The organism is Cupriavidus sp. 05N40 (genome assembly GCF_056397305.1).
Genome location: NZ_JBFTND010000200.1, coordinates 1 through 13709 on the forward strand (window position 1 = coordinate 1; position 13709 = coordinate 13709).

The window sequence follows — 13709 nt, forward strand, 5'->3', positions numbered from 1 at the left end:
TGGAACCACCCCTTCCCATCCCGAACAGGACCGTGAAACGACTCCACGCCGATGATAGTGCGGATTACCCGTGTGAAAGTAGGTAATCGCCAGGCTCTCCCTTGAAACCCCTCAGTACGCAAGTACTGGGGGGTTTTGCTTTTGCGGCGGCAGAATTGGCGTCTGGCCAGCCTTCGCCGGCCTCGTGGTTTACACCTGCTCATCCTATTCTGAGTGGCCCGACCGCTGCTTCGTCGGCGAATACGCCTCTTCAGGGCGCCCACCTCAGGGTACTGGAGCCTTCCTTCCCTAATTTCGTTCTGTTACCGTAGCCCCAAGCGTGGATTTGGGAATCTGCGTGACGCAGTTCGATGCATGATGCAGTTCGAAAGTTGTTCGGGAAGATCCCTGCCAGCACGCGCGCGCAACGCGGCCGTGACCGGTGGTGGAATACAGGTTTGGGGGACTGATGGCGGCCAGATTTTGCCTGCCGGTATTGACCGGCGTGGTAGGCGCGCTCATTTTGGCGGGTTGCGGCACGGTGGGACAGGCTCCCGCGGTCCGCACGGCGGCCGTGGAATCGGGGCCGGGCGCCATTGCTGCGCCATCGGCAATCGATTGCGATCGTTTTGCCGCGCATATCGAGACGCTGAAACAGGGCAATCCGCCTGACGCGGATGCCGCGCTGCTCGGACACGCTGTACAGAAACTCGTGGCGGCAAACACCGCCGGTGGGGAAGGCGAGCAACTCAGCGACGCCGCCGAGCCACCACTGCTGACTCGCTTGCCGCTATTCTCTGCCATCCCGTCGGGGCGGACCGACCCTCCTGGCTGGCARCCTTGGACGGTCAATCGCAACAAGATTCCTACGCGCTATTCCCTGGCGGAAGTCGATCAACGCGTCGTGTTGCATGCAGAAGCCGACAGTTCGGCGTCCGGGTTGTATGTTCCACTGGTCAGCCGCGATGCCGGCATGCTCAACTGGACCTGGAAGACGCGCGACGTGATTCGCTCCGCCGACAACACCCAGGCGCCCCGCGAGGATGCGCCGCTGCGCATCTTCGTGGYGTTCGACGGCGACAAAGGCAGCCTCTCGCTCAAGGACCAGCTGATGTACGAAATGGCGCGGCTGACTACCGGGCGCGAGATGCCCTATGCCACGCTGATGTACATCTGGGGCGGCCGCAAGCCGGAGGGCGCGGTGGTGTCCAACCCGCATACGGAGCGCGTGCGCATGATCGTCGTGGACTCCGGCACCGCGCACACCAACGAATGGCGCTGCCATCGTCGCGACCTGCGCGCCGACTACCGCAAGGCGTTCGGTGTCGATCCCGGCAAGGTGGTGGCCATCGGCATCATGACCGACACCGACAACACCAAGAGCCGCGCGGAAAGCTGGTACGGCGACATCGCGCTCGACTGAGGACATCGGCATCGGCCGGCACCGTCCAAGGAAAAAAGCGCCGGACCCCGGCGCTTTTCTATTTGCAGCCCAGACGCGTCATGCGCGGCCTCAGGCCGGCGCGAGCCATTTCTCGACCAGCTTGACGAAGAACGTCGAGCCAACCGGCAGGATCTCGTCGTTGAAGTCGTAGCTGGGGTTATGCAGCATGCAGGGGCCGATGCCGTGACCGGCTTCGCGATGCGTGCCTTCGCCATTGCCGATGAACAGGTAGCAGCCCGGCTTTTCCAGCAGCATGAAGGAGAAGTCCTCGGCCCCCATGGTCGGTTCGATCTTGCCGTCGACGTTGCCCGGCCCCACCAGCTCGCCAGCCACTTCGACCGCGAACGCCGTTTCCGCCTCGCTGTTCACCGTGGGCGGGTAGTTCCGGTGAAACTGGAATTCGACGGTGCAATCGAATGCGCTGGCGACCGCCTTGGCCACTTCTTCCATGCGGCGCTCGATCAGGTCCAGCACCGGCAGCGTGAAGGTGCGCACGGTGCCGCCGATCCACGCCTGATCCGGCACGATATTGGTGGCATCGCCGGCGTGGAATTGCGTGACCGAGATCACCGCGGCGTCGATCGGGCGCTTGTTGCGCGTGATGATGCCCTGCAGCGCGGAAACGATCTGCGTGCCGGCAAAGACCGGGTCGTTGCCGTTGTGCGGCAGCGCTGCGTGCGCGCCCTTGCCATGCACGACGATGCGGAATTCATTGCTCGATGCCATCAGCGGCCCCGGCGTGGTACCGAAATAGCCGGCCGGCATGCCGGGCCAGTTGTGCATGCCGAACACGGCATCGCAGGGGAAGCGCTCGAACAGGCCGTCCTTGATCATCTCGCGCGCGCCGCCGCCGCCTTCCTCGGCCGGCTGGAAGATCAGGTTGACGGTGCCGTCGAAATGACGGTGCTCGGCCAGGTAGCGGGCCGCGCCGAGCAGCATGGCAGTGTGGCCGTCATGGCCGCAGGCGTGCATGCGCCCGTCATTCTGCGAGCGATGGCCGAACGTGTTGGCCTCCTGCAGCGGCAGGGCGTCCATGTCCGCGCGCAGGCCGATGCTGCGCTTGCCGTTGCCATTGCGGATCACGCCAACCAGGCCGGTGGTGCCAAGGCCGCGATGGACTTCGATGCCCCAGCCGGCGAGCGTCTTCGCCACCACGTCGGACGTGCGTTCTTCCTTGAAGCAGAGTTCGGGGTGGGCGTGGATATCGCGGCGGATGGCGCGGATCTCGGACTGCGCCTTAAGAATTTCGGGGAGGAGTGTCATGATGCCAGTTTGGGCGAGGGATAACCGGATCATACGACGGCTGCCGGCAAAGCGCCAAAGCGGCACAGAGCGTGGCGCGTGCGCGCAGGGTATGCCCCAAGGCGCGCCGCAAGCGCATGTTGCGGCGCATCCTGCGCGCGGGGGTTTCTCCGCATTGCCCCCCGGGTACCACTGCTGGAACAGTTCATGCTTGATGTGCCTGTCCGGCAACGTTGCCGCGTATTGCGCCGGCAGCCGCACCAAAATGCGGCGCGCGGCCCCATACGGCTTCGCTGCCCCTAGTAGTCGTTTGCTACATTTCTTCCCGGGAGAGTTGCGCGATGTCCCTTCGCACAAGCAAGAAGGCATTTGGTGCCATGGTGGTGACCGCGGCCATGAGCTTCGGTTTCGCCGGCCAGGCACACGCAGTGGATTTCAAGCTGGCCATGAGTTCGCCGCCGACCTCGATGGATCCGCACTTCTACAACCTGTTCTCCAACATCAATGTCTCCGAGCACATCTTCGAGTGCCTGGTGAAGATGGACGCGGACAGCAAGATCATCCCCGGCCTGGCCGAGTCCTGGAAGCTCGTCAACAACCTGACCTGGGAATTCAAGATCCGCAAGGGAGTGAAGTTCCATGACGGCTCGGAACTGACCACCGACGATATCGTCTGGTCGCTCGACCGCCCGGCCACGATCCAGAACAGCCCCGGCAAGTTCGACGTCTACACCAAGGCGATCATCAACAAGAAGGTGATCGACAAGTACACCATCCAGCTGACCACCAACGCGCCTTACCCGCTGATGCTGAACGACCTCACGTCGATCTTCGTCGTGCAGAAGAAGGCCACGCAAGGCCTGACCTCGGACGATTTCGCGCAGGGCAAGGGCATGGTCGGCACCGGTCCGTTCAAGTTCGTGAGCTATGCGCGCGACGACCGGGTCGAACTCGTGAAGAACCCCGACTACTGGGGTCCCAAGCCGGCCTGGGACAAGGTGACGCTGCGCTTCATCCCGAACGGGGCCACGCGCATGGCGGCGCTGCTGGCCGGTGACGTGCAGGCCATAGAGAACGTGCCGACCCCGGACCTGCCGCAGGTGCGCAAGGATCCGAAGCTGAGCTTCTTCTCGAAGATTTCGCACCGCGTGATCTACCTTTATTCGGATGACAAGCGCGACAAGTCGCCGTTCGTCACGACCAAGGAAGGCGCGCCGATGGACAAGAACCCGATGAAGGACGCGCGGGTGCGCACCGCCGTCAGCATGGCGATCAACCGCCAGGGCATCAAGGATCGCCTGATGGAAGGCCTGTCCGAGCCGACCAACAACCTGGTGCCGCCCACGCTGTTCGGCTACAACCCGAACCTGAAGACGGTCAAGTACGACCCCGAAGGCGCCAAGAAGCTGCTGGCGGAAGCCGGCTACCCGAACGGCTTCGGCATCACCCTGCACACGCCGAACAACCGCTATGTCAACGACGAGAAGATCGCCCAGACCATCGCCCAGAACCTGACCCGCATCGGTATCGCGACCAAGGTCGAAGGCATGCCGATGGCGACCTACTCGGCCAAGGGCGTCAAGCATGAATTCTCGTTCGGGCTGCTGGGCTGGGGCGCGCAGACCGGCGAGGTGAGCTCGCCGCTGCGCGCGCTGCTCGCCTGCGAGGATGCCAAGAAGGGCTTCGGCAACGTCAACTGGGGCGAATACTGCAATCCGAAGATGGACGTGGTGCTTGAGAAGGCCTTGTCCACCGTGGATGACCCGGAGCGCTCCAAGCTGCTGCAGGAAGCCACCGCGATCGCCGTCAACGATGGCGGTATCATCCCGATCCACCAACAGGTGACCACCTGGGCCACCCAGAAGGGCATCATCTATGTGCCGCGTACCGACGAACGGACGTACGCGCACAATTTCCGGCCGCAGTGACGTGACGGCGGGGCGCGCGGCCTGATGGCGCGCCCCGCGCGCGCGCCTGGCGGCTTGCAACGGGAGGCGACCGCGGTCTCGGCGGCCGCCTCCCGGCGAATCAACCCCGGACGGTAGCCGGGCCTAGCCACAAGCCGACTGCCGGTGCAGCCACGCGGCGCCCAACAGGCGCGGTGGCCGACGCCGGCGAAGGAAAGCTTCCGAACATGCTGGTCTTCATCATCCGGCGCCTGATGCAGAGCGTGGTCGTGCTCTTCGTCATGTCGCTGCTCGTTTTCCTCGGCGTCTTCGCCATCGGCAACCCGGTCGACATCCTGATCAATCCTCAGGCCGACCAGGAAGACATCAAGCGCACCATTGCGGCGCTCGGGCTCGACAAGCCCCTCTGGGAACAATACTGGATCTTCCTGCGCAACGCGCTGCACGGCGATCTCGGCATGTCGTTCGCGCACGGCACGCCCGCGCTCAAGCTGATCTTCGAACGCATGCCGGCCACCATGGAGCTCGCCATCTGCGCCATCCTGCTGGCCGTGCTGCTCGGCATTCCGCTCGGCCTGTGGGCCGGCCTGCGCCCCGGCGGCGTGGCGGGCAAGACCATCATGGGCGTGTCCATCCTCGGCTTCTCGCTGCCCACCTTCTGGGTCGGCCTGATGCTGATCATGGTGTTCGCCGTGCAACTCGGCTGGCTGCCGTCCAACGGGCGCGGCGAGACCGCCTCGCTGCTGGGCATCCCGGTCAGCTTCCTCACGGTGGACGGCCTGCGCCACCTGCTGCTGCCCGCAGTGACGCTGTCGCTGCTCAATATCGCCATGGTGATCCGGCTCACGCGCGCCGGGACGCAGGAGGCGATGCTGCAGGACTACGTCAAGTTCGCGCGCGCCAAGGGCCTGTCCAACACCCGCATCGTCGGCGTGCATGTGCTCAAGAACATCATGATCCCGATCGTCACGGTGATTGCGCTGCAGTTCGGCTCGATCATCGCGTTCGCCATCGTGACCGAATCGATCTTCGCCTGGCCGGGCATGGGCAAGCTGATCATCGACTCGATCCAGCTGCTCGACCGGCCCGTGATCGTGGCCTACCTGATGGTGATCGTGACGCTGTTCATCCTGATCAACCTGTTCGTGGACATCATCTACAGCGTGCTCGATCCGCGCGTGCGTATCGCCGACAACAAGGGCTGAGCCATGACAACCGCAACCGAAACCACGGCGGCGCCGGCGCCGCGCGCCGAGCAGACCCCGCTGCGGCGCTTCGCCGCCCAGTTCTTCGCCAGCAAGATCGCCGTCACCGGCCTGGCGCTGCTGATCGTGATCGTACTGATCGCGCTGTTCGCACCGCTGCTGTCGCCGCAGAACCCGTATGACCTGGCCACGCTCGACGTGCTGGACGCGCGGCTGGCGCCGGGCGAGCAATCCGCCGGCGGCATGACCTTCCTGCTCGGCTCGGACGAGCAGGGCCGCGACATCCTTTCGGCGGTGATGTATGGCCTGCGCATCAGCATCGGCGTGGGCGTGGTCAGCACCGTGATCGCGCTGCTGCTGGGCGCCACGCTGGGACTGATCGCCGGCTTCCTCGGCGGGCGCACCGAGGCCATCATCATGCGCGTGGCCGACCTGCAACTGTCGTTCCCGCCCATCCTGCTGGCGCTGATCCTGCTGGCCTTCCTGCGCCCCGGCCTCGGCAATATCGTGATCGCGCTGGTGGCGGTGCAGTGGGCCTACTACGCCCGCACCACGCGCAGCGCGGCGCTGGTGGAGCGCCGCAAGGAATACATCGAGGCCGCCACTTGCCTGGGCCTGCCGCCGGGGCGGATCATGTTCCGCCACCTGCTGCCCAACTGCCTGCCGCCGCTGATCGTGATCGCGGCGCTGCAGGTGGCCTCGGCCATCACGCTCGAGGCCACGCTGTCCTTTCTCGGCCTGGGCGTGCCCATCACCGAGCCGTCGCTGGGCTCGCTGATCGCCAACGGCCAGCAGTACATGCTCTCGGGCAAGTACTGGATCAGCTTCTTCCCCGGCATCGCGCTGGTGGTCACCATCGTGGCCATGAACCTGGTCGCCGACCAGTTGCGCGACGTCCTCAATCCGCGCCTGCAGACGCAGTAACGCAGCACGACAGGAGCGAACATGAGCAAGCCTACCCTGCTGGTGGAAGGTCTCAAGACCCAGTTCTTCACGCGCGCCGGCGTGGCGCGCGCCGTCGACGACGTCTCGTTCTCGGTCGGCCGCGGCGAGATCATGGGACTGGTGGGCGAGTCCGGTTCGGGCAAATCGATGACCGGCTACTCGATCATGGGCCTGATCGATCCGCCCGGCAAAGTGATGGACGGCCGCATCGAGCTGACCAGCCGCGACGGCATCACGCGCGACCTGCGCCGCCTCACGCCGGGCCAGATGCGCGACGTGCGCGGCAACCGCATCGCGATGATCTTCCAGGACCCGATGATGACGCTCAACCCGGTCCTGCGCATCGACACGCAGATGATCGAGGCGGTGCTGGCGCACGAGAAGATCGGCAAGGCGGTGGCGCGCGAACGCGCCCGCAACGCGCTGGCGCGCGTGGGCATTCCTTCGCCGGACGAGCGCCTGCAGGCCTATCCGCACCAGTTCTCGGGCGGCATGCGCCAGCGCGTGGCGATCGCCATCGCGCTGCTCAACAAGCCCGACCTGATCATCGCCGACGAGCCCACCACCGCGCTCGACGTGACCATCCAGGGACAGATTCTCTACGAGATGCAGAAGCTGTGCCGCGAATCCGGCACCGCGCTGATCTGGATCACCCATGACCTGTCCGTGGTGGCGGGCCTGGCCGATGCGGTGTGCGTGATGTACGCCGGCAAGATCGTCGAATCCGGGGACGTGCGGCAGGTCCTGGAGCGGCCCGAGCACCCCTACACCCACGGGCTGATCAGCTCGGCGCCGTCGCGCAATCCGCGCGGCGCGCCGCTGCGGCAGATCCCCGGCATGACGCCGTCGCTGCTGAACCTGCCATCCGGCTGCGCGTTCCGCGAGCGCTGCGCCTACGCCACCGACGTGTGCAAGACGCCGCCCCCGCTCGACACCGCGGCCGACGGGCGCCACCTGCGCTGCTTCCATCCGGTTCTGTCCCAGCAGGAGGCCGCATGAGTGCCGCCGTCGTTGACCCCGCCCTCGCTTCCAATATGCCGGAACCCACCGCCGAACCCACGCCCAGCGCGCCGATCCTCGAACTGGAAGGCGTCTCCAAGCGCTTCGTCAAGTCGCTCGACACCGCCGCCAGGATCGCCAACCTGTTCGGCGCCGGCGCGCGCGAAGAGGTCGTGCACGCCGTGGATCGCGTCGACCTGTCCATCCGCACCGGCGAAGTGGTCGGCCTGGTCGGCGAATCCGGCTGCGGCAAGTCCACGCTGGGGCGCATGGCGGTCGGCCTGCATTCGCTGACCGAAGGCGCGCGCCGCTGGAAGGGCGTGGACCTGGATCGCCTGCCGCCAGAGAAGAAACGCGAGAAGCAGCTGGCGATCCAGATGATCTTCCAGGATCCCTATGCTTCGCTGAACCCGCGCCTGCGCGTGATGGACATCGTCGGCGAGGCCCCGGTGGTGCACGGCATGGTGCCGCGCGGCGAGCAGAAGCGCTATGTGGAGGACATGCTGGTGCGCGTGGGCATGGATCCCACCGTGCTGCGCCGCTTCCCGCACCAGTTCTCGGGCGGGCAGCGGGCCCGCATCGGCATTGCGCGCGCCCTGGCGGTCAAGCCGGAGTTCCTGGTGTGCGACGAATCGGTCGCCGCGCTCGATGTGTCGATCCAGGCGCAGGTGCTGAACCTGTTCATGCGCCTGCGCCAGGATCTCAACCTGACGTATCTCTTCATCAGCCATGACCTGGGCGTGGTCAAGCACATCAGCGACCGCGTGGTGATCATGTACCTGGGGCGGGTAGTGGAGTCGGCGCCGGCAGAAGATGTGTTCGCCAGCCCCAACCATCCCTATACCCAGGCGCTGCTGGCCGAGGCGCCCAAGCTGGAGGTCGGCAAGAAGACCTTCGTGGCCATCAAGGGCGAGATTCCCTCGCCGCTGAACCCGCCGCCGGGCTGCCATTTCCACCCGCGCTGCCCGCATGCCATGCCGCGCTGCCGGGAGGAACAGCCGCTGCTCAGGGAAATCGCGCCGCAGCGCTTCTCGGCCTGCCATTTGAACGATATGGCGTAAGCGGCTGGCGCGCGCGTGGCGTCATGGCCGGCGCCCGCCCTCGTCCCCGCAAGCCCGCAAGCCGGCAAGCGGGGGAGGGCAGACAAGCAGAGCCCGGGGTGGGCTTGGCCAGGCATCACCCAACGGTGCTCTGAAGACCTCAGCGGATGACCTGCCCGCGCGAGTTGATGATGGTCATCTCGACGAATTTCGAGCCGACATGGCTGTCCGGTCCGAAATTGACGACAAAGCCGCCCAGGTCGAAACTCTTCATGGTCTCCAGCGCCGCCATCAGCTTCTCGCGGGTGAGGTCTTTGCCGGCGCGGCGCAGGCCTTCGACCATCGCCTTGGCGGCGATGAAGCCTTCGATGCTGGCGTAGTCGAACTCGTTGGGCTTGCCCGCCGCCTGCAGCAGGCGCAGGTATTCGCGCACCACCGGCAGCGTCGCGTTGCCGGGGTGGGGCATGACCTGCGAGATGATCACGCCGCTGCCCTTCGGGCCCACTTCCTTGGCCAGCGCCTGCGTGCCGACGAAGGACACGTTGTAGAACTGGCCGTTATAGCCGCGCCGCAGCGCTTCCTTGACGAAGGCGCCGGCGGTCTTGTACGCGCTGATCATGACCACCGCATCCGGCTTGGCCCTCATCGAACCCTGCATGGCGTCGCCGATTTCCGTGGTGTTGCGCACCACCCCCTCGCGCGCGACGATCTGCACGCCGCTGTCGGGCGATGCCTTGAGCGCGCGCTCGAGCCCGTCGACCCCGGCCTTGCCAAAGGCGTCGTCGTTGTAGACGACGGCCACGCGCTTGAGGCCCGTGGTCTGGATCTGCCGCAGGATGGCGGCGGTTTCCTCGTTGTAGCCGGCGCGCACATGGAAGGCGTAGCGGTTGAACGGCTGGCGCAGCGACTGCACACCCGTGAACGGGGCGAAGAACGGCACCCGGGCTTGCGTGGCCAGCGGCAGGGACGCCTCGCTGGTGGCGGTGCCCACGTAGCCGAACAGGGCAAAGGCGTGGTCTTCGTCGATCAGGGTGCGGGTGTTCTTGGCCGCGACGTCCGGCTCGTAGTAGTCGTCGAGCGCCTTGAGCTCGATCTTGCGGCCGTAGACGCCGCCGTGCTGGTTGACGTAGTCGAAATAGAGCAGTGCGCCTGCATTCATCTGCTTGCCGAGCACCGAGGTGGGCCCGGTGAGGGCGGCCGACTGGCCCAGCAGGATGGCATCGGCGCTGACGCCGTTCTGCGCGCTGCCTTGCGAACCGTTCTGCGCGCCGGCGCTGGCGATGAACGAGCCGATGGCGCACGCCACCAGCAGGCCGGCGATGCGCCAGGCCCTGACCCCAGAATGCACTTGCATGATTACCCCGTGAAAACGGTAAGTTTCTTTACCCGTGAATGCTTGCCGGTCTCTGCCGGCGCTGCCGTGCCGCCGGCCGTGGCGTGATAGCCCGGCGCGGCGCCGGGCTATCATAATCGAATACAATCAGAGCCTAGCAATTTCCCCAGCGGCGCTCGTCGGGGCGACGCCGGCGTACAACACGCCAGGCCCGCGCATACGCCCGAAGCAGGCTGGCATAGCTGTGCGGCAAGCGCGGCGGCACCGGCAGCCCCGCAGCATGTGACCGCCCGGCCGCCCAGCCACCCGGCACCGGCCGCACCGCCGCCCCTATCCGTTTGCCAGGAGAGTCCATGGCCCCCCGCATCGTCCGTGCAGCCTGTCCGCACGATTGTCCCGATACCTGCGCCTTGCTCGTCACCGTCGAGGACGGGCGCGCCATCAAGGTGGCCGGCGATCCCGACCATCCCGGCACCCAGGGCGTGCTGTGCACCAAGGTATCGCGCTACACGGACCGCACCTACCACCGCGACCGCCTGCTGGCGCCGATGAAGCGCGTCGGCGCCAAGGGCGAGGGGAAGTTCGTGCCGATTTCCTGGGACGAGGCGCTCGACACCGTGGCCACGCGCCTGTCGGCCATCGCCGCGCGCGACGCGCAGGCGATCGTGCCCTACAGCTATGCCGGCACCATGGGCCTGGTGCAGGGCGAGAGCATGGCGGCGCGCTTCTTCCACAAGCTCGGCGCCTCGCTGCTGGACCGCACCATCTGCGCCAGCGCAGGCGCCACCGCGCTGCGCTATACCTACGGCGCCAGCATCGGCATSGATATCGAGCATGTGGCCGACGCCCGGCTCATCATCATCTGGGGCGGCAACCCGATYGCCTCSAACCTGCAYTTCTGGACRCGCGYGCAGGAAGCCAAGCGGCGCGGCGCCAMGCTGGTGGCGATCGATCCCTACCGCTCGCTGACCGCCGAGAAATGCCACCGCCATATCGCCCCCATGCCGGGCACCGACGGCGCGCTGGCGCTGGCCATCATGCACGTGCTGATGCGCGACGACCTGCTCGACCACGAGTACATCGTCAACCACACGCTGGGCTTCGATGCGCTGCGCGAGCGCGCCCAGGCATTCAGCCCGGCGCGCGCGGCCGCGCTGTGCGGCATCGATGCGGCGGACATCGAATGGCTGGCCGGGCTATACGGCAACCTGGCGGTGCGCGAGCGCCAGCCGGTGGCGATCCGCCTCAACTACGGCATGCAGCGCTCCCACGGCGGCGGCCAGGCCGTGCGCGCGGTGGCCAGCCTGCCGTCGCTGGTCGGCGCCTGGCGCCACGCCGCCGGCGGCCTGCAATTGTCCACCTCGGGCTTTTTCCCGGTCGACAACCAGGCGCTGCAGCGCCCGGACCTGCTGCCGGGCCTGCCGGCGCTGCCGCGCACGGTCAACATGAGCACCATCGGCGATGCGCTGCTGGATGCCGGCGACAGCGACCAGGGCCCGAAGATCGAGGCCCTGGTGGTCTACAACAGCAACCCGGTGGCGGTCGCCCCCGACTCCGCCAGCGTCGCGCGGGGCTTCGCGCGCGAGGACCTCTTCACGGTGGTACTGGAACAGTTCCGCACCGATACCGCCGACTACGCCGACATCCTGCTGCCCGCCACCACCCAGCTCGAGCACGTGGACGTGCACAAGGCCTACGGCCACACCTATTTCCTGGCCAACAACCAGGCCGTCGCCCCGCTCGGCGAGGCGCTGCCGAACACCGAGATCTTCCGCCGGCTGGCGCAGCGCATGGGCTTCGCCGAGCCGTGCTTCGCCGACAGCGATGAGGAGATCGCCGCGCAGGCCATCGTGGCCACGGACCCGCGCGCCGCCGGCATCAGCTGGGAGTCGCTCAAGGAGCAAGGCTGGCAGAAGCTCAACCTGCCGGCCGCGCCGCTGGCCGCGGGCGGCTTCGCCACGGCTTCGGGCAAGTGCGAGTTCTACTCGGAAGCCATGCGCCGCGACGGCCTCGACCCGCTGCCCGGCTACGTGGCGCCGTACGAGACCCCGGCGACCGCCCCGGAGCTGGCCGCGCGCTATCCGCTGGCGATGATCTCGCCGCCGGCGCGCAATTTCCTCAACAGCACCTTCGTCAATGTCGACAGCCTGCGCGCCACCGAGGGCGAGCCGCACCTCGACATCCACCCGGAGGACGCCGCCGCGCGCGGCATCGCCAACGGCGTCATGGTGCGCGCCTTCAACGACCGCGGCAGCCTGCTGGCGCGCGCCCGCGTGACCGACCGCGCGCGGCGCGGGCTGGTGGTAGGGCTGTCGATCTGGTGGAAGAAGCTGGCGCCGGACGGCAAGAATGCCAATGAGCTGACCAGCCAGCGCCTGACCGACCTGGGCCGCGCGCCGGTGTTCTACGACTGCCTGGTGCAGGTCGAAGCCGCGCCCGCCGCGGCTGCCGCCCGGGCGGAGCCCATGCTGTCATGAGCCGCCGGCCGTCCCGCGTGCTGCGAACCCTGGCCTTGCTGGGGCTCGCAGCCGTGCTGGCCGGCTGCGACACGGTCGGCTACTACGCGCAGTCGATCGGCGGGCACCTCGGCCTGATGGCCGAGGCGCGGCCGCTGCCGGACGCGATCGCCGCCGCACAGCAGGCCAAGGACACGCGGCTGGCGCAGCGCCTGGCCCTGGCGGGCAGCATCCGCGACTTTGCCTCGCAGGAACTCAAGCTGCCCGACAACGGCAGCTACCGGCGCTATGCCAACCTGCACCGGCCCTATGTGGTGTGGAGCGTGTTCGCCACCCCGGAGCTGTCGATGGAGCTGCACAAGTGGTGCTTCCTGGTGGTGGGGTGCATCAGTTACCGCGGCTACTACGCTCAGGCCGACGCCGACCACTATGCCGAAGGCCTGCGCAAGGAAGGGCTCGAGCCCTACGTGGCCGGCATCCCGGCATATTCCACGCTGGGCTACTTCGATGATCCGCTGCTCAATACCTTCGTCTACCAGCCCGAGGGCGAGCTGGCCAGGCTGATCTTCCACGAACTGGCGCACCAGGTGGTCTACGTGCGCAACGACACCACCTTCAACGAATCCTTCGCCACCGCGGTGGAGACCGCCGGCGTGGAACGCTGGCTGGCGCTGGCGGCTTCGCCCGATGCGCGCGCCAGCTACCGCCAGTACGATATGCGCCGCCTGCAGTTCCGCGCCATGTTGCTGGATACGCGCGACCGCCTCGACGCGCTGTACCGCTCGCCGCTGCCGGACGAGGCCAAGCGTGCCCGCAAGGCGGAGATCTTCGCTGCCCTGCGCGCGCGCTATGCCCGGCTCAAGGAGGAGTGGGGCGGCTACAGCGGCTACGACCGCTGGTTCGAGCGCCCGCTGACCAATGCGCAACTGGCCGCGGTGGCCACCTACCAGCAGTGGGTGCCGGCCTTCACGGTGCTGCTGGCGCAAAGCGGCGGCGACTGGGCTGCCTTCTATGCTGCCGCCAGGCGCATCGGCGACCTGCCCCGCGCGGAGCGCGACGCGCGCCTGCGCGCACTGGCGCCGCCGGCCAGCGGCGGCGAGCTGCTCCAGGCCGGCGAGGGCGCGGAGGGCGGCGCGTCATCCGGCGCCGCGCCCGGGGC

Annotated in this window: 10 protein-coding genes and 1 rRNA gene; 9 read left to right on the forward strand and 2 right to left on the reverse strand. The window is 67.2% G+C overall.

What is annotated here, in order from left to right; genetic code table 11:
- Together rrf and AC1DO7_RS32990 are read left to right on the forward strand one after the other, a co-directional pair.
- Window positions 1-95 (forward strand): 5S ribosomal RNA (rrf, locus tag AC1DO7_RS32985); the annotation flags it as partial.
- Window positions 96-448: 353 nt separating this feature from the next.
- On the forward strand, window positions 449-1402 hold the full coding sequence (locus AC1DO7_RS32990; RefSeq protein ID WP_477117054.1) for a DUF3047 domain-containing protein: 954 nt from the start codon (window positions 449-451) through the stop codon (window positions 1400-1402).
- A gap of 90 nt (window positions 1403-1492) precedes the next feature.
- Here the strand turns inward: AC1DO7_RS32990 and AC1DO7_RS32995 are convergent, their stop codons facing one another.
- The gene (locus AC1DO7_RS32995) at window positions 1493-2686 is read right to left on the reverse strand and encodes a M20 aminoacylase family protein (RefSeq protein ID WP_441624169.1); all 1194 of its coding nucleotides are present in this window, start codon (window positions 2684-2686) and stop codon (window positions 1493-1495) included.
- A 320-nt stretch (window positions 2687-3006) separates the two neighbouring features.
- Between AC1DO7_RS32995 and AC1DO7_RS33000 the strand changes: the two genes are divergently transcribed.
- From AC1DO7_RS33000 to AC1DO7_RS33020, 5 genes are all read left to right on the forward strand, one after another.
- On the forward strand, window positions 3007-4593 hold the full coding sequence (locus tag AC1DO7_RS33000; RefSeq protein ID WP_441624171.1) for an ABC transporter substrate-binding protein: 1587 nt from the start codon (window positions 3007-3009) through the stop codon (window positions 4591-4593).
- A 206-nt stretch (window positions 4594-4799) separates the two neighbouring features.
- A complete protein-coding gene (locus AC1DO7_RS33005; protein ID WP_441624173.1) occupies window positions 4800-5777 on the forward strand; it encodes an ABC transporter permease in 978 nt (325 codons plus the stop codon).
- A 3-nt stretch (window positions 5778-5780) separates the two neighbouring features.
- Window positions 5781-6701, forward strand: coding sequence for an ABC transporter permease (locus AC1DO7_RS33010; protein WP_441624175.1), 921 nt, complete (start codon window positions 5781-5783; stop codon window positions 6699-6701).
- A gap of 21 nt (window positions 6702-6722) precedes the next feature.
- Window positions 6723-7721: an ABC transporter ATP-binding protein gene (locus tag AC1DO7_RS33015; protein WP_441624177.1), complete on the forward strand. Its 999-nt coding sequence runs from the start codon at window positions 6723-6725 to the stop codon at window positions 7719-7721.
- On the forward strand, window positions 7718-8782 hold the full coding sequence (locus AC1DO7_RS33020; protein ID WP_441624179.1) for an ABC transporter ATP-binding protein: 1065 nt from the start codon (window positions 7718-7720) through the stop codon (window positions 8780-8782). Before AC1DO7_RS33015 ends, AC1DO7_RS33020 begins: the two co-directional genes overlap by 4 nt.
- 139 nt (window positions 8783-8921) lie before the next feature.
- Here the strand turns inward: AC1DO7_RS33020 and AC1DO7_RS33025 are convergent, their stop codons facing one another.
- Window positions 8922-10115, reverse strand: a complete 1194-nt coding sequence (locus AC1DO7_RS33025; RefSeq protein ID WP_441624181.1) for an ABC transporter substrate-binding protein — start codon at window positions 10113-10115, stop codon at window positions 8922-8924.
- Window positions 10116-10447: 332 nt separating this feature from the next.
- Here AC1DO7_RS33025 and AC1DO7_RS33030 point away from each other — a divergent pair, with 332 nt between their 5' ends.
- Both AC1DO7_RS33030 and AC1DO7_RS33035 read left to right on the forward strand, forming a co-directional pair.
- Window positions 10448-12571, forward strand: coding sequence for a molybdopterin-containing oxidoreductase family protein (locus tag AC1DO7_RS33030; RefSeq protein ID WP_477117055.1), 2124 nt, complete (start codon window positions 10448-10450; stop codon window positions 12569-12571).
- The coding region (locus AC1DO7_RS33035) for an aminopeptidase (RefSeq protein WP_477117056.1) at window positions 12568-13709 on the forward strand (1142 nt) is incomplete at its 3' end. The genes AC1DO7_RS33030 and AC1DO7_RS33035, both read left to right, overlap by 4 nt.